Source organism: Bacillus sp. EB106-04-02-XG92, assembly GCF_058791995.1.
Genome location: NZ_JBYTEA010000001.1, coordinates 364,561 through 381,309 on the forward strand (window position 1 = coordinate 364,561; position 16,749 = coordinate 381,309).

22 protein-coding genes are annotated in these 16,749 nt (G+C 35.7%); 5 read left to right on the forward strand and 17 right to left on the reverse strand.

The genetic code is table 11. The features are described from left to right. Positions 1-21: 21 nt before the first annotated feature. Positions 22-204, reverse strand: coding sequence for a hypothetical protein (locus AC3WVA_RS01825; protein WP_087956828.1), 183 nt, complete (start codon positions 202-204; stop codon positions 22-24). A 219-nt stretch (positions 205-423) separates the two neighbouring features. Continuing rightward, a complete protein-coding gene (locus AC3WVA_RS01830; RefSeq protein ID WP_048530868.1) occupies positions 424-861 on the reverse strand; it encodes a peptidylprolyl isomerase in 438 nt (145 codons plus the stop codon). 187 nt (positions 862-1,048) lie between these two features. On the opposite strand from AC3WVA_RS01830, the gene AC3WVA_RS01835 reads away from it, so the two are divergent. Continuing rightward, positions 1,049-1,915: a DUF1002 domain-containing protein gene (locus tag AC3WVA_RS01835; RefSeq protein WP_098344932.1), complete on the forward strand. Its 867-nt coding sequence runs from the start codon at positions 1,049-1,051 to the stop codon at positions 1,913-1,915. Positions 1,916-1,945: 30 nt separating this feature from the next. Here AC3WVA_RS01835 and AC3WVA_RS01840 read toward each other — a convergent pair whose 3' ends face one another. The 14 genes from AC3WVA_RS01840 to dacF all read right to left on the reverse strand — a co-directional run bounded on the left by AC3WVA_RS01840 (position 1,946) and on the right by dacF (position 12,569). Further along, entirely contained in the window at positions 1,946-2,749 is an 804-nt protein-coding gene (locus tag AC3WVA_RS01840) for a Cof-type HAD-IIB family hydrolase (protein ID WP_048530872.1), read from the reverse strand. Between the two features lie 96 nt (positions 2,750-2,845). Further along, positions 2,846-4,318, reverse strand: a complete 1,473-nt coding sequence (gene spoVAF / locus AC3WVA_RS01845) for a spore germination protein SpoVAF (RefSeq protein WP_071757342.1) — start codon at positions 4,316-4,318, stop codon at positions 2,846-2,848. Next, positions 4,305-4,874, reverse strand: coding sequence for a stage V sporulation protein SpoVABEA (spoVAEA, locus tag AC3WVA_RS01850; RefSeq protein WP_048530877.1), 570 nt, complete (start codon positions 4,872-4,874; stop codon positions 4,305-4,307). The genes spoVAF and spoVAEA overlap by 14 nt, the downstream gene beginning before the upstream one ends. Before the next feature lie 5 nt (positions 4,875-4,879). After that, on the reverse strand, positions 4,880-5,230 hold the full coding sequence (spoVAE, locus tag AC3WVA_RS01855) for a stage V sporulation protein AE (RefSeq protein ID WP_048530879.1): 351 nt from the start codon (positions 5,228-5,230) through the stop codon (positions 4,880-4,882). 3 nt (positions 5,231-5,233) lie between these two features. Further along, entirely contained in the window at positions 5,234-6,250 is a 1,017-nt protein-coding gene (gene spoVAD / locus AC3WVA_RS01860; RefSeq protein ID WP_048530881.1) for a stage V sporulation protein AD, read from the reverse strand. A 13-nt stretch (positions 6,251-6,263) separates the two neighbouring features. Next, on the reverse strand, positions 6,264-6,722 hold the full coding sequence (gene spoVAC / locus AC3WVA_RS01865) for a stage V sporulation protein AC (protein ID WP_071757341.1): 459 nt from the start codon (positions 6,720-6,722) through the stop codon (positions 6,264-6,266). A gap of 14 nt (positions 6,723-6,736) precedes the next feature. Beyond that, a complete protein-coding gene (spoVAB, locus tag AC3WVA_RS01870) occupies positions 6,737-7,153 on the reverse strand; it encodes a stage V sporulation protein SpoVAB (protein ID WP_000572939.1) in 417 nt (138 codons plus the stop codon). Continuing rightward, entirely contained in the window at positions 7,146-7,766 is a 621-nt protein-coding gene (locus tag AC3WVA_RS01875; protein WP_048530885.1) for a stage V sporulation protein AA, read from the reverse strand. Before AC3WVA_RS01875 ends, spoVAB begins: the two co-directional genes overlap by 8 nt. A gap of 116 nt (positions 7,767-7,882) precedes the next feature. Continuing rightward, on the reverse strand, positions 7,883-7,981 hold the full coding sequence (locus tag AC3WVA_RS01880; protein WP_000016826.1) for a methionine/alanine import family NSS transporter small subunit: 99 nt from the start codon (positions 7,979-7,981) through the stop codon (positions 7,883-7,885). Further along, a complete protein-coding gene (locus AC3WVA_RS01885) occupies positions 7,981-9,507 on the reverse strand; it encodes a sodium-dependent transporter (RefSeq protein ID WP_098313540.1) in 1,527 nt (508 codons plus the stop codon). Before AC3WVA_RS01885 ends, AC3WVA_RS01880 begins: the two co-directional genes overlap by 1 nt. A 137-nt stretch (positions 9,508-9,644) precedes the next feature. Continuing rightward, a complete protein-coding gene (gene sigF / locus AC3WVA_RS01890; RefSeq protein ID WP_000350734.1) occupies positions 9,645-10,403 on the reverse strand; it encodes an RNA polymerase sporulation sigma factor SigF in 759 nt (252 codons plus the stop codon). Positions 10,404-10,415: 12 nt separating this feature from the next. Beyond that, on the reverse strand, positions 10,416-10,856 hold the full coding sequence (gene spoIIAB, locus AC3WVA_RS01895; protein ID WP_001243399.1) for an anti-sigma F factor: 441 nt from the start codon (positions 10,854-10,856) through the stop codon (positions 10,416-10,418). Continuing rightward, positions 10,857-11,207 carry an anti-sigma F factor antagonist gene (spoIIAA, locus tag AC3WVA_RS01900; RefSeq protein ID WP_048530890.1) on the reverse strand — a complete coding sequence of 117 codons (351 nt, stop codon included), beginning with the start codon at positions 11,205-11,207 and terminating at the stop codon, positions 10,857-10,859. A 171-nt stretch (positions 11,208-11,378) separates the two neighbouring features. Then, positions 11,379-12,569, reverse strand: a complete 1,191-nt coding sequence (gene dacF / locus AC3WVA_RS01905) for a serine-type D-Ala-D-Ala carboxypeptidase DacF (protein ID WP_000831992.1) — start codon at positions 12,567-12,569, stop codon at positions 11,379-11,381. A gap of 166 nt (positions 12,570-12,735) precedes the next feature. On the opposite strand from dacF, the gene AC3WVA_RS01910 reads away from it, so the two are divergent. The 4 genes from AC3WVA_RS01910 to AC3WVA_RS01925 are packed head-to-tail and all read left to right on the forward strand — an operon-like array spanning position 12,736 to position 16,133. Next, positions 12,736-13,155 carry a GntR family transcriptional regulator gene (locus AC3WVA_RS01910; protein WP_000548032.1) on the forward strand — a complete coding sequence of 140 codons (420 nt, stop codon included), beginning with the start codon at positions 12,736-12,738 and terminating at the stop codon, positions 13,153-13,155. Then, positions 13,121-14,002 carry an ABC transporter ATP-binding protein gene (locus AC3WVA_RS01915; protein WP_098344931.1) on the forward strand — a complete coding sequence of 294 codons (882 nt, stop codon included), beginning with the start codon at positions 13,121-13,123 and terminating at the stop codon, positions 14,000-14,002. Before AC3WVA_RS01910 ends, AC3WVA_RS01915 begins: the two co-directional genes overlap by 35 nt. Beyond that, the gene (locus tag AC3WVA_RS01920; protein WP_098344930.1) at positions 13,992-15,056 is read left to right on the forward strand and encodes an ABC-2 transporter permease; all 1,065 of its coding nucleotides are present in this window, start codon (positions 13,992-13,994) and stop codon (positions 15,054-15,056) included. The genes AC3WVA_RS01915 and AC3WVA_RS01920 overlap by 11 nt, the downstream gene beginning before the upstream one ends. 12 nt (positions 15,057-15,068) lie before the next feature. Further along, positions 15,069-16,133, forward strand: coding sequence for an ABC transporter permease (locus AC3WVA_RS01925; protein WP_098519971.1), 1,065 nt, complete (start codon positions 15,069-15,071; stop codon positions 16,131-16,133). A 24-nt stretch (positions 16,134-16,157) separates the two neighbouring features. On the opposite strand, the gene AC3WVA_RS01930 is transcribed toward AC3WVA_RS01925, so the two are convergent. Continuing rightward, positions 16,158-16,703, reverse strand: a complete 546-nt coding sequence (locus AC3WVA_RS01930) for a hypothetical protein (RefSeq protein ID WP_048530901.1) — start codon at positions 16,701-16,703, stop codon at positions 16,158-16,160. Between the last annotated feature and the right edge of the window lie 46 nt (positions 16,704-16,749).

The window sequence follows — 16,749 nt, forward strand, 5'->3', positions numbered from 1 at the left end:
ACCACTCTTTTCATATCACATTCATTTTACAATATTTTCAACAGAGTGAGAAGGGCTTAAAACAACTTGATAATCATACAAAGCAAAAAGAAGAAAGTCAAATATATGTTTCAGTACTATTTTTCCTAAGTAGATAAAAGAAAAAACACTGTTATATGAAAGTGAAAAGAAACATCCACCGCTCATTATTACTTCACGATTCATCACATGAGAGCAAATGAATTCTAGCAATATGAATGTAAAAAAATATTTATTGAAACATGTAATCTAATGTATTCTATGTAATTTGTTAATTTTTTGTTCTCATAAGCAACATATTTTCACTGCAATAACAGTACTACTTGTATCATGTACTGTAAATGACATACACATTCCTATTAAAAAAAGCAAAAAAGAGAGCAATCGCTCTCTTTTCTCATTACCTTATTCTTCCCAAACTTTAACTTCTTTCATTACATCACCTTGACGCATGTTTAATACTGCTTCAATACCGCTTGTTGCTTTACCGAATACAGTATGTACACCATCTAAATGCGGTTGTGGCTCATGAACGATAAAGAATTGGCTACCACCTGTATTACGGCCAGCATGAGCCATAGAAAGTGATCCTACAAGGTGTCTATGAGGATTTCCATCAGTTTCACATGGGATAGAGTAACCTGGGCCACCTGCACCTGTTCCTGTTGGATCTCCACCTTGGCTTACGAAGCCAGGAATAACACGGTGGAATGTCACACCATCATAAAATCCTTGCTCTGCTAGTTTTTTAAAGTTTTCTACTGTTTTTGGTGCCTCTTCTGGGAAAAATTCTAAATCGATTTTTTCACCATTTTCCATTAATATGTATCCTAAAGTTTTCATACGTATATGTCTCCTTTCAACTATCTCAGCACTATATTACCACATTCATGACTAGAAACAAAAAGAATCCGACAATCTACATACTTGTTTTTTGAAATGTGGAAAAAGCTAGGTGACAAATAAGAAATATATACTATAATAACTGTGTTGCCCGAAAATTTTAGAAAGAGAAAGGGAGCGATTTTTCGTGAAAACGAAATTACTAGCTCTGCTATTAGCTGTAACGGTATTTATGATGCCAACAGCTTCGTTTGCAGACATCATCGAAGGAGAATCAATTGTTACACTAGGAGAAAACTTGTCTGAACAACAAAAACAAGATCTGTTAAAAGAAATGAACGCACCGAAAGATGCTACAATCATTACTGTGTCTAATGCGGAAGAACATAAATTTCTAGAAGGGATTGTTCCAAAAGCGCAAATTGGTACGAGAGCAATTTCCTCTTCTATGATCACATATACAAAGCCAGGTTCTGGCCTTATTGTACGTTCAAAAAACATTAATTCGATAACAGATGCAATGTACACAAACGCACTTATTACAGCAGGTGTGAAAGATGCAGAAATTCAAATTACTGCACCTTTTAAAGTTTCAGGAACCGCTGCTTTAACAGGTTTAATGAAAGCCTATGAAACAACATCGAACAAAGCAATTCCTGAGGAAGTAAAAAAAGTAGCCAATGAAGAAATGGTGCAAACAGCCGAGCTCGGTGATAAAATTGGTGAAGAAAAAGCAGTTCAACTTGTTGCAAAAATTAAAGAAGAGATTGCCAAAGAGCAGCCAAAAACGACTGAAGATTTACGTTCATTAATTAAAAAAATTGCGGATCAACTTGGTATTACATTAACGGATGAACAGTTAGATAACTTAGTTGCGCTATTTGATAAAATGAAAAATCTTAATATCGATTGGAATCAAGTTGGCAGTCAGTTAAATAAAGCAAAAGAACACGTTTCTGCCTTTTTAGGATCTGAAGAAGGGCAAGGTTTCCTAGATAAAGTGAAAGATTTCTTCTCAAGTATCATTGATTTTGTTAAATCGTTATTCAAATAAAAAGAAGCTCGTCAGTGACGAGCTTCTTTTTTATACAAGTAACGGCAATTTCATAACAGCTTCTTCGACCGAACGAACAATATGATTTGCCTTCTCCTTCACATATGGATGAGCATGATGGAGAGTAAAGGAATGCGGGGTTACATCAAACATAGAAATATCATTGAAGGAATCTCCAATGCATGCAACTTCATTTGCCTCAATTTGCAAATGTTCCATTAGTCGCCTTAAAGCACTCCCCTTACTTACTCCCCTTGGCATAATGTCAACATAGCGTTTACCAGACATAAAAACTTCCGCTTCGCTCTGAAATGTATCTCGTAATTCTTGATCTAATGCTGCAATTGTCTCTTCTTCCCCAAAAACAAACAATTTCGCAGGATGTACAGTCTTACCAAATTCCTCCTCTAATGCTTCTATCTCAGCAATATGCACACCCATATATGTTTCAAAATTATGATGATGTTCATTCTTTCTTTTTGTATATCGTTGCTCATTTGCACAAACAATATCTGCTAGTCCCTTTTTATGGATATATCGATATATTTCCTGGGCAATCCCATCTTCAAAACTTGATTCATGAAATATTTTTCCATCTGGTAGTAACATTGTTGCTCCATTTAAACTAGTTGTGTAATACGGGAATGCAAACCTATTTACAACTTCATCAATTCGATGAGTAAAGCGGCCAGAGGCAAAACAAATATTTGTCCCTTTTTCAGCTAACCAACAAAGTGCACGTTCATCTTCTTTTTGCATATGATTCACATTGTAAACGAGCGTATCATCTAAATCACTTACAAATAATTTAATCATGTCCTCTTCCCCTTCCATACACAATATCTACTCTAAGTGTACACAAAAAATGTTTGATTTTTGTTAAAAAACAATAAATTTTTGCTAAAAAAATAAACGGGTGTATACTCCCGTTTATTTTTGTCTTCTTACATTTTGAGGTTTTACAATACTTGGGCGTACTTTTAAACTAGACATCGTTGGACGGAGTAGAATTTTTGTTAATGCGCCCCAATCAAATGGTAAAAACGGCCATAAATACGGTGTTTGTAAACTTTTTATAGACGTTAAAAATAAAATTAATATCGTCATTCCAACTACAAATCCCATTTCATGAAATATCCCTGTCAAAATAATGACAAATAGCTTCCCGATTTTATTCCCAAGCCCTAGTTCATAACTCGGTGTTGCATATGCTCCAATCATAGAAACTGCTACGTATAAAATTACTTCTGGTACAAATAAACCTACATCAATTGCTATTTGACCAATTAATATGGCGGAAATTAATCCTGCTGCAGATGATAATGATGTCGGTGTATGAATGGCAGCCATCCTTAAAAATTCAAGTCCAATTTCAGCCATCAAAATTTGTAATAAAATTGGTAAATGCGTCATCTTGTTTGGTCCAATGAAAGCAAGACTTTCTGGTAAAAGAGTTGGATCAAATACAAAAACTAACCAAAATGGTAATAAGAACAGCGAAAATATAACACCTAAAAAACGTACCCAACGTAAAAATGTACCTACAGCTGGATTTTGTCTAAACTCTTCTGCATGCTGTAAATGATGAAAATATGTTGTTGGAGTAATCATAGCACTCGGTGATGTATCAACAAGTACTAGCACGTGTCCTTCTAGTAGATGATTTGCCGCTACATCTGGTCTTTCTGTGTATCGAATAAGCGGGAAGGGATTATAGCCTTGTTTAACTACAAATTCCTCTATCGTTTTATCCGCCATCGTAATCCCGTCTACTTCAATGTTATTTAATTCTTGTTTTATAATCTTAACTAAATCCGGATTTGCAACATCTTGTACATATGTAATGCAAATATCCGTTTGTGATCGATCTCCTACTCGAATCATTTCATTTCGAAGACGTGGGTCACGTATCCTTCTACGAATTAATGCTGTATTTACAACGATATTTTCAACAAATCCATCCCTTGCACCACGTACTACCTTTTCTGTATCTGGTTCTGTTGGTGTTCGTCCTGGATAACTACGAACATCTATCGCAAAAGCTTCCGTTTCTCCTTCCACAAATATAATAATGAGTCCTGATAATACTTGAAGCATTACCTCATCCATCGTTTTCACTTTACTTACTTGTTGATGAATTAAACGATTCTCTAAAAGCTTCACTGTATCTTCTTCTACATCTCTTATTTCATTTGTATCCACCGCTTCTTCTAAAATAGGGATAATATAATTTGTATCACAAAGTCCGTTTACAAATAACACACCAATTTCTTTATTTAAAATTTGAAATTTACGAATACCAACATCGTATGTAACACCCAGTCCAGCTGTTTGCTTTAAGTAATTTTCATTATCACTTATGAAAGATGAAATAGGGATTTCTACTTTTTTAGGCTTCGTCATAAAAACCACTCCTTTCCAAAATTAACTGAATTGCTTTTTTAGTAATTGGTGATCCTCTCTCCCATTCATCATTTCCACACATCTTACCAATATCACCAATTCCAACGATGACAGGAACATTCAAATCGTCTAAACAATAAATTGTATCTCCGCTAATTCTGCCAATTTCACCATCTGGAAGTCCAAATTTATCAACACCATATTCCGTTAAGTTCCCATTCCGATCTACATTTACATCTACGCGTGCCCATTCCCAATGATGTGTATTAGACGCTACTGCCAAAATCCCAAGTACATCAATTTGTTTATGCGTAGCTACATATTTTAAAGCTTTTTCACCAGATCCTTCTCCAATAAATCCGCTGTCATCAAACATGACAAATACAGGGTCATATGGCGTTTGCATAATAAGCTCAACAACTTTCTTCCCTGTCAATTTGGTTGGATTACTTTGTGACGCCGAAATACACCTTCCCCCAAATTCCTTCGTTAAAAGCTCAATTGTTCGCTTTGCATATTCATCTCCATCTGTGACCAAAATAACCCTTCGTCTCATTTGATTTATCCTTTCGGTTTACATATAATTGCTACAAAAAATGAAAATAATATCGCTGCAGAAATGCCTGCAGACGTTAAACTAAACATACCTATACCAATCCCTATATATCCGTGTTTTTCTGCCGCATGCATTGCTCCGTGTAATAGGGAATGTCCAAAACTTGTAATAGGAACTGTCGCACCAGCACCAGCAAACTTTATGAGCTTATCGTACAATCCGAATCCATCTAACACTGCTCCTATGACTACAAAGGTAGCCATCAAATGGGCTGGTGTTAACTTTGCGAAATCTAATAATATTTGTCCAATGACACAAATAACGCCTCCTACAAGAAATGCATATATAAAATCCACAATTCACTCTCCCTTCACTCTCTCAAATACGACACCATGCGCAATCGTTGGAATTGTTTCTTTCTGCTGCATCATCATCGGACTTAATAACGCGCCAGTAGCAACAACAAAAATTCGTTGTAAGTTCCCTTTTTGCATCTCTCTTAATAAATGACCATATGTGACAACAGCTGAACAAGCACAACCACTACCACCGGCAAATACTTCTTCTTGACCGGAATTATAAATCATTAATCCGCAATCATTATATATATGCCCAATATCATAACCTTCTTCTAGCAACAGTTGTTTCGCGATTGGTGTCCCAATAGCTGATAAATCACCGGTAACAATCAAATCATAATCATTGGCACTTCTCTTCAAATCTTCAAAGTGTTGCTGAATTGTATGAGCAGCAGCAGGGGCCATCGCCGACCCCATATCTAAAGGATTCGCAATTCCTAAATCTTGTACTTTTCCAATCGTAGCTGCCGTAATTTTAATGGCACTTTTTTCTTTACTAATTAATATGGATCCCGCACCTGTAACAGTGGAATTTGCTGTTCCTGGTTTTTGTCCTCCATACTCGGTTGGATAACGAAACTGTCTTTCAGCCGTTGCATTATGACTACTTACCGTCGCTAAAACACGATTTGCAAATCCACCGTCAATAAAGGCTGATCCGACCGCTAAAGTCTCCATCGACGTCGCACAAGCGCTAAACATGCCTAAAAAGGGAATCCCCCACTTACGCGCAACATAATTTGCTGTCACTGTTTGATTTAATAAATCACCCGCTAAAAAGAAATCAATTTGTGATGTTTTTACATTTCCTTTTTCCAAAACTTGTTGAATCGAATCTGACATTAATCTTCGTTCAGCAAGCTCCCAGTTTTCCTCTCCGCAATGTAAATCATCATATGAAATATCAAAATCCTTTCCAAGAGGGCCTTCGGCTTCTTTTGGACCGACAGCAGTACCGGTTGCATTCACATAAATATCATTTTGAAATACCCACGTTTGTTTTCCTGTCAACCTCATATTAGCCCCTCCTTTAAGACATAAAAATTTTAAACGTATATCTTATTAACCCAATAATATATGCTCCAACGACCCCGAAAACGATAACACTTCCCGCTAGCTTAAACATGTTTGTAGCAATCCCTAGCACAATGCCTTCACTCTTATGTTCTAGCGCAGCGCTCGCCATAGAATTCGCAAATCCTGTAACAGGTACGGCCGATCCAGCTCCAGCAAATTGACCGATTTTATCATATACACCACAACCTGTTAAAATCGCCGATAATAATACAAGAGTTGCAACCGTTGGGTTTCCTGCCTCTTGTTCACTAAAATGAAAATAATGTATATAAAATTTCATCAATACTTCCCCGATTGTACAAATGAGTCCACCTACCAAAAATGCTTTAACGCAATTTATGAAATAATTTGGTTTCGGATGGTACTCCTTCACTTTATTTACGTAATCATCCTTTAGTTTTCGCCCTGTCATTTATATATCGCCTCCTACTTTACGAAATAAATCCAGTGAAACAACGAGCCTATTACTTTCCCAAGTACAAGAGCAACGAGTAAAACAACAATCTTCCCCTCTACCCCTACTCGTTTCGCTAAAATAGGTAAAACATTTAATACTTCTGTTAATGCTGCTGCCAGCATTCCAATAAATGTGCCACAAAATATACCTAATATAACAAGCCAATATTGCGATGTTTGAAATGTAATGTTTTTCAAACTACACCAAGCCCCTGTTAACGTACCTGCAATAACCGCCCACTCAAAATATTGAATGTGCTTTCCACTTCTCGTTAATTGAGCTAGCCGAGGGATTATACCAAGTACAGCTAAAAATGCGACATATCCGCTACCTACTGCAATTCCTCCCGCTAAACCAATTAGAATAACAAATCCAGACTCAATCATCGGCAATTTGTTTCATATTGTCCTTGTTTTCATGAACAATTACATATTGGTCAAGTGATTGCTGGTATTGGAACATCTCCACTTCTAACGGACTCGGCTCTTCATTAATTCGCTTTTGAAATACATGATTAAAAAATAAGACCATACCTAACCCAAGACCTAATGAATACGGAATTTGAAATAAAAGTGGTTGTGCCTTAAATTCTCCCGTAATCATGTAATATAACCGTTGGTGCACTTGTTGCATACTTACATCTTCATGAAAATAAATGATCGCAAGAGCCGCTCCAATGAAAAGTAATAACCATACAAGTCCGAAGAAAATCGGATGTACTTTCTTTTTTTCATATATAATTTCAACAAGAGTTTGTCCAGAACCGAGTAAATTAATTTGTATATCGGCCGCTTTCCTTTGAATAACCTCAATTATTTTCATAACATCAATTACAACGTGCGTCTTATCATGCGCTGTTATTTTGTAAACTATCTCATCCTGTAACGACTGAACTACAAGAGCATCTCCTGCAAGTTGAGCAACATCACTCAGCTTTACTTCATACGTAGGAGAAACTTTTAATCGATTACGCATTTTAATATAAATTGTTTGTTCCAATTTTCACTCACCTCTTCACTCTTCCTCGTAGTTGTAGTATGGTTATTGAATTTTTTTCTAATACAATTTTTTCATAAAAAAACATCTGTACCATTTCGGTACAGATGTTTTTTTGTTTATGCCTTTTTCTTAAATAAATTTGCAATACTTAATGCGAGTCCTCCCCAAATGACTACAATACCAATAACCATCATCATAATCGCTGATCCACTCATTATGAAACACCCCGATCTTTCCATTCTTTTTCAAGCTTAGCAGAATCTGAATGTATTTGTGCATCCCATTTCTTTAGACTAATGATTAGCGCAACGATAAGGAACGCTGCTGCAATTGACCAACCATACGTTACGACAAACTCTGTTGGATAATCTCCGTAGTTCTTTTTAATATTTTGGATTGTACCATCAATTAACATGTATCCTAACATAAGCGGAGTAATAACGAGTAAACTTACTCTCCAAAAAGTGCCTAACTTAATATCAGATACGAAGTTTGCGTGATTTTGATAAACTGGTAAACGGCGTAAAATGAGCCCTATTGTAACAACTTCCGCTAATGCAATTGTAATTAATCCGAAGTTATTAGCGAAATAATCAACAACATCTAGGAACATAAGCCCGCCACGTGTTGCAAAAACAAGAGAAACGAGTACGAGAAGCGTCCCCATAATTCCAATTGTTTTTTGGCGGCTTAAACTAAACTTTTCAGATACGGCAGCAAAACATACTTCTGCAAGTGAAATGAGAGATGTAATACCAGCAACCGTTAATGATAAGAAAAATAATACGCCAAATAACGGTGACATCGGTAATTCATTAATAATTTGTGGGAACACTACGAACGCAAGTCCTACACCAGCACTTGCTACTTTATCAACTGGTACTCCCATATTGTTTGCCATAAATCCAAGAGCTGCAAAGACCCCAATCCCTGCTAATAATTCAAAACCTGAGTTTGCAAAACCAGTAATAAAGGCGTTATTTGTTGTATCCGAATTTTTTGGTAAATAACTAGAATACGTAATCATAATTCCAAATGCTAAAGATAAGCTAAAGAAAATTTGGCCGTAAGCAGCAAGCCATACTTTCCCATCAAAAATACGACTCCAATCTGGTTTAAAGAATGCATCTAATCCTTGCATCGCGCCTTCCATCGTTACTGCACGAACTACGATAATAAGGAACATAACAACTAGTAATGGAATGAAAATGCGGTTAACAACTTCAATTCCTTTTTTCACTCCCTTGAACGCAACGCCAAGCACAATTATCCAAACGAGAGCTAATGGAATTAATACTTCCGGTACGAGTCCTCCAAACTGCCCTGGCTTATCTGCAACATGCAAATACTCCTTAAATAAAAATGATTGCGTGTCTTTCCCCCATGCTCCAGTAATTGCAAAATACGTATATGAAATAGACCAAGCAATAATTACTGCATAATATGTTGAAACGATAAACGTTACACACATTTGCCACCATCCGATGAATTCAGCACGTGGACTAATACGGAAGAATGTAAGTGGCGCGGAACCACGGTGACGATGCCCAAGAGCAAATTCAAACGCCAACAATGAAATACCAGTCGTTAATAATGCGAATAAGTAAGGTAAAAAGAATGCGCCTCCCCCATTTTCATACGCTGTATAAGGAAAACGCCATATGTTTCCTAATCCAACGGCAGAGCCGACTGCTGCGAAAATAAATCCAGCCCTCGTTCCCCATTGTTGCCTCGTTTCCATATTCCCTTCCCCCTTTGTGACAAGTTCATACTTGGATTATATTTTAATTTTACTGAATTATAAATAAATTCTGTTAATTTTTACGAAAGTTTACAATCTCCTCCTATTACATCCATAAAAAAAGACCGAATAGATAGCTATTCATCTATTCGATCTTTCATCTGTTTTAATATTTTCTTTTCAAGTCTTGAAACTTGTACTTGTGAAATACCTATACGCTCTGCTACTTCTGATTGGGTTTGATCTTTATAGTAGCGTAAATATACAATTAAACGTTCTCGCTCATCTAGTTCTCTAATTGCTTCTTTTAAAGCAATTTTATCAAACCATTTCGTTTCAGATTGATCAGCAATTTGATCTAAAATAGTGATTGGATCCCCGTCGTTTTCATACACCGTTTCATGTATGGATGAAGGAGCACGACTCGCTTCTTGCGCAAGAACGACTTCCTCTGGCGTTAGTTCTAACGCTTCAGCTACTTCATTAATAGTTGGAGCCCTTCCGAATTCTTTCGAAAGCTCGTCTCTCATCTTCCGAATTTTATTTCCTGTTTCTTTTAAAGATCTACTTACTTTCACTGATCCATCATCACGTAAAAATCGTTGTATTTCCCCAATAATCATTGGAACTGCATATGTTGAAAATTTCACGTCGAAAGATAAATCAAATTTATCTACCGATTTTAAGAGCCCAATACATCCAATTTGAAATAAATCGTCTGGTTCGTATCCTCGATTAAGAAAACGCTGCACAACCGACCATACGAGACGCATATTACTTTGAACGATTGTATCTCTCGCTTGTTGATCTCCATCTTGACTTTGTTGAATTAACGCTTTTAGCTCGTGGTCCTTTAACTGAGGTTTCTTCTTCTCATTTTTGACCTCTATGTCCATAGGCTATTCTCCTTAATTGCATAGAGCGTTACTATTTGATAAGTATTTTGTCAAATGGATTGTTGTCCCGAAAGATTCGTTTGAAATAACTTCTACTTCATCCATAAAATTTTCCATGATAGTAAATCCCATTCCGGAACGCTCTAATTCAGGTTTAGTTGTAAAAAGGGGTTGTCTCGCTTCATCTAAATCAAAGATGCCAATCCCTTCATCTCGAATCGTGAGTTTCACCATTGCTTCTTCCAAAATTACAGAAATATAAACAACACCTTCTGCATTTCCTTCGTACCCATGAATAATTGCATTTGTAACTGCTTCTGACACAACTGTTTTAATCTCTGTAAGTTCTTCCATCGTTGGGTCTAGTTGCGCAATGAAAGCAGCTACCGTAACACGAGCGAACGATTCATTTTGACTCAATGCTGAAAATTGAAGGTTCATTTCATTTCTCATTTATGCCACCCCCAACGTCGCGAGCGCATGCGCTTCACTTTCTTCTAAACGAACAATTTTAAATAAGCCCGACATTTCAAATAAACGTTTAACAGGCGGTGAAATTGCACAAACAACCATTTCTCCACCTAATCCCTTTACATGCTTATATCGGCCTAATATAACCCCTAAACCAGAACTATCCATAAACGATAAGTTCTCTAGGCTCAAAACAATATGATGAACACCACGTGTCTCAATCATATCCGTTACTTTTGTTCGCAACTCTTCAGCAGTATGATGATCTAATTCACCCGCTAGTCTCACACATAGGACGTCACGTTTTACTTCTAATTGCATGGAAAGACTCACACGATTTCCTCCTTATGCTCAAACTTTACTCATTTTACATACATAAAGATTTTCGTGATACAACATAAGAATCCTTCCTACTGACAAAAGAAGAACTATTTCGCCATAAAGTGAAACCATTCAGCAATTATTTACTTACATACGAATAGAAAAGCGGCAAAATATTTGCCGCTATTTTGATGTTGAAAACATCCCAAAACTTCTTTTAAATAACTCCCACCAGCTCGCTGCAGCAACATCTTCTTTTGCTACAATTGTTTGTTTTAGTAAAACATCTTTATCTTTTTTAATAACAAGTGTACCAAGTGCATCGCCCTTTTTAATTGGCGCTTTCACTTTCTTTTCAGCAATTACTTCTTGCTTTACTTTGTCCATATTTTCGCCCTTCTTCATAAGAAGGGACACATTGTCTGACGCAACTAAATCTACTTTTTCTTTTTTCCCTTTTCCTACTTGGACAGTCTTAATTTTTTCGCCTCGTGTATACAATTTTTTTGTCATATATTGACCAAATGCGTAGTCAAGAAGCTTCGTTACTTGATTGTTCCGTTCTTTCGATGTAGGTGCTCCCATAACAACTGAAATAACACGCATCCCATTCTTTTCAGCCGATGCTGTTAAACAATATTTCGCTTCTGTCGTAAAGCCCGTTTTCACACCATCTACTCCAGGATAAAAACGTACTAACTTATTCGTATTAACGAGCCAAAATTTCTTATCCGTATCTTCACGTAAATAGTCTTCGTATTTACCTGTGTATTTGCGAATAAGTGGGTATTTCATCAATTCTTTCGCCATTATAGCCATATCATTCGCTGTAGAATAATGGTCTTTAGCCGGAAGACCTGTTGGATTTTGAAAATGAGTATTTTTCAGTCCTAAGTCTTTCGCTTTTTTGTTCATCATATTTACAAAACCTTCTTCTGAACCAGCGATATGCTCCGCTACTGCAACAGACGCATCATTTCCTGATGCGATTGCAATCCCCTTTAGCATTTCATTTACAGTCATCTCTTCTCCAGGCTCTAAAAAGATTTGTGATCCACCCATTGAAGCCGCATGCTCACTTGCTCTCACTTTATCGGTCAGTTTTAGTTTTCCTTTTTCAACTTGTTCCATAATTAATAGCATTGTCATAATCTTCGTCATACTAGCAGGCGGTAACTTCTCATTTGGATTTTTATCAAACAAAACTTTACCTGTATCTTGTTCAATTACAATTGCTGATGACGCTTGTTCCGCTAACTTCGGTGTTGTTTCTTCTGTTTTCTCCTGCTTCGTTTTTTCAGATTGTGCGAAACTAACTGAAGTACCAGAAAGCAATAACATGAAACAAACAAGTATTCCAAAAACTCGCTTCATGACTAACCCTCCATTCTATATCAGACCTATTTTTTCCAATTTACTATTTTTTAATACCATATTTTTCTAATATTTTCAGTTGACAAATATATTACTCACCTATATTGTATTAAGTGTATTACACATAGTAGCACACTTAATACAAGCCAGAAAGGAGACATTGCTCTTGCATATTCAACTTGATCCAAGAAGCAACACTCCGATATGGGAACAAATTGTTCAAAATATAAAAGAACTCGTATTGAAAAACATGTTAGCTCCAAGTGACAAACTACCTTCTGTACGCGAACTCGCTTCTTTACTCGTTATAAATCCAAATACAGTGAGTAAAGCGTATCAAGAATTAGAGCGACAAGGGATTATTGAAACATTACGAGGAAAAGGAACATTTGTATCCCAATCGATCACCCCAACATTAGACGAAAGGAAAATCGCTATGGTTGAAAAGCAATTTCATCAATTACTATTAGAAGCCTCTTATCTTGGTGTTACGAAAGATAAAATTCATGATTGGATAGATTCATACTACAAAGAGATTGGAGGAAATGCGGATGCTGAAAGTGACAAGCTTGAAGAAAACGATTGATAATCAAACGATTTTAGATGATGTTTCTTTTACATTACAAAGAGGAAGTATTATCGGATTACTTGGAAGAAACGGTGCGGGGAAAACAACTTTATTACGAACGATGGTCGGTATTTTAGACCCTGATGCAGGGACTGTTACATATGAAGATACAAACATTCATCAGTGTCCTGAAATAAAGCAAAAAATCGTATATGTCCCTGATTCTACTAACATACTGAACGGATATACGGTAAAAGAAATTGTAAAGTTTTATAAAGAAGTTTATAACGCATTTGATGAAGCATATTTCTATGAACTGTTAGAACGTTTTAACTTACCAAACAAACGAATTCGTAGTTATTCAAAAGGCATGAAAGCACTACTTGCCATCATTTTAGCCGTTTCTACAAAAGCAGAATATATCATTTTAGATGAACCGACAAACGGACTTGACCCTATCGTGAAAAGACAAATTTTACAGTTTCTCATTGGAGAAGTTGCAGAAAAAGAGATTACCATTTTCATCTCCACTCACCATTTAGATGAAGTAGAACAAATTGCAGATACAATTATTATATTAAAAGGCCATACTATCTCGTCTATTACATCACTAGACGATGCAAAATCCCGATTTGCAAAAATTCAAGTAGCTTACGAACGTTCATTACCTCAAAAGCTAGAAAACTTAAGCAATATTAAAATATTAAATCAAACAGGAAAAGTATTTACAATCTTAATTGAGGGAAATGTAGCTACAACACTGGAGAAGTTTTATAAAGAACAACCTATACTCATTGAAGAATTAACAATGTCACTTGAAGATGTCTTCGTTACGACACTGGAGGAGGATGGGTATGTTTCATAAGGCGTTGTGGATGTGGAATTGGAAACGCGGGAAATATGCTGTGTTGCTATTCTTCTTTAGTTCCCTTTATCTTCTATCTCTCGGATACTATAGAAGTGCTCAGATGGAACTCGATAAATATTACGAATTACAAGAAAAAGGGAAACAGTATTATTATTTTTATACCTTTTCTTCAGGAGAAGGTAATAGTTTTTGGTTAACTCTTCTTATCATTGCTTTAGCTTGCTTATTGATAGGTTGGGAACGTAGTAACCAATCTAATACACTACTTATGACGATGCCGTTTAAAAGAAAAGATGTTTTCTTATCGAAATGGGCTTTCGGTTCATTTTGTATTGTGAGCTCATTACTTATAAATTGGATTCTTATGTATGTTATTTATAGAACAACTATTCATTTTGATTATCAATCATTTAGTCCATTTCACCGATACTTTCTTTATGCGATTGTTTCTTATGTTGCAGTATATACAGCTGCACTTTGCATCGGTACTTTTACTGGAAGCATTGTTTCCCAGGTTGTTTTTTGTATTCCGTGGCTACTAATGGGACTTACATTTATTCCACTAGTTTACACTTTTACACTAAACCATTTAGAGGCTACCGATACTAAAAATAATAAATTAGATCAACAACTATATGAAATCAATCAAAAAACAAATATAGTTGCACCAATATATCGCTTTTCTATTGATTATAACTATGATCCAGAATACCGAAAGCAGGACAACGATCCAACTACTTTAAGAAATCCAGTATCTCATAAATATTATTCAGCCAAATCAATGTTAGTCCCTATTTTCTATACAATATTTTATTTACTAATTGGGACATATTTATATATGCGGTCACCAAATGAAAATAGTCAAAAGATATTTATTTTCCAAAAACATTTAAAAATATGGATATGGGGGACAACCATTTACTTTGCATTACTAGGTGGCTATAAAATAAATCAATTTTATTTCTTACCTAACTACTATATCAGTTTGTTTCTCGCTGGAATCATTACTTATGTTGTATTATCACGCCTAACAAATTATAAAGTTTTTTAAAGGAGAGATCCTATGTTTCAAAAAGCACTATGGCTAAGAACATATCAACAAAGTAAATATGTTGTATGGTTATTTTGGCTCGCCAGCTTCTATACTTTGTCATATAAATACTATATGACTTCTATTCAACAGCAACACTTTCTAAATGACAATAAAAAATGGAACTATATATATCATTATCACTTTGATTTAACACTTCTAGATCCTGTCATGCTGTTAGGTAGTTTGCTAATCGTTCTAGCTTGTACGTTAATTGGATGGGAAAGACAAAATAACGCTAACGACTTGTTATGGTCTATGCCCTTCAAACGTTCACATCTTTATATAACAAAATGGTTATTTGGAATCTGTAATATCGCCGCTGTTGTCGTTTTAAACTGGGGACTATTTGCTATTATGAAAAAGTTGACTTTTCATAATAAATATCAAGTATTCTCCCCTTTTCATAGTTACTTTATATACATGTTAATTGTATTAATTGCTATTTATACACTCGCATTATGCGTAGGAACAATAACTGGAAATATTATCTCACAAGGATTTCTCACTGTCGTTATATTCATCTTCCCATTATTGCTTCCACCACTTATATCAGGAGTCATCGCTGTTCACTCGAATGTCGACTTTCATGAGAAGAATGGCCGTATACATGATGTTATGGAAAACATACGTATTTCTAGTCCAGCAGAAGATTTTACTATTAACTTTAATTACGATCCACAAAGCGCTTATACTGATCAAAATGGAGTACGTCATAACGAGCCAAACTTTACAAAGATTCCACCGGTCAAAACATTGATTGGACCTATTGTACATATCCTTATGTTATTACCACTCGGTATATATTTATATGCCCGTTCAGTCAATGAGCGAAATGGTAACTACTTATTATATCCAAAACTACAAAAAGTAGTATTGGCTTGTGCAATTTTCTTTGGTGGTACCATTGGAGGTTTAATGTTAAGTGGCGCGCAGTCATTGTCCAGCTTTTACATCGGATTTTTAGTGACTAGTTTCCTTACATATTTCTTCCTACCAAAAATATTAAAATGGAAAGTCTCTTGGAATTTCAAATAAAATAACCTCCTCTAGATGAGGAGGTTATTTCACATTCTCTCTTCTTTTCCCATACTCTTTTTCTTGCTTCGTTCCAAACCCGTCACCATTTGCCACAATTTGATCTGTTGGGGCAACTATGCTTTCAGCAATTCTCCATTCTCCTCCTTGTTGAATAAACACTTGCATAAAATAATTCATGCCATTTAACTGATACGGATTTTCTTTTTTCACTTCGTAACGCGCTGCAACATAATACACTTGCACATTCTCAGCTTCAAACTTAGAAATATATTGCGATAATCTTGGGATATACTGGGATGCTTTCTGCAGTGGCAGCTGTTTTACTTTTACAAGAGAAGACTTTGTTACATTACTGATCGTATCTTCATGCCGAATGTTATCACTATGATGAAATAAAATAGCATTCTGCATTGAACGAATCCATAGTTTTGAATATAAAACAGGTTGCTTATTTGAAATATGTTGTAATTCTTTTTGAACGACTTGAAGGGGCGTAGCGGCATCTGCGAATTGATTAAAGCAGAAAAAACTTCCCATCATAATGAAAAGCATAGAAATACGTTTCATAATTTTTCACTCCGATTCTTTTTAATTAAAGTATTGGAGTTTCAAA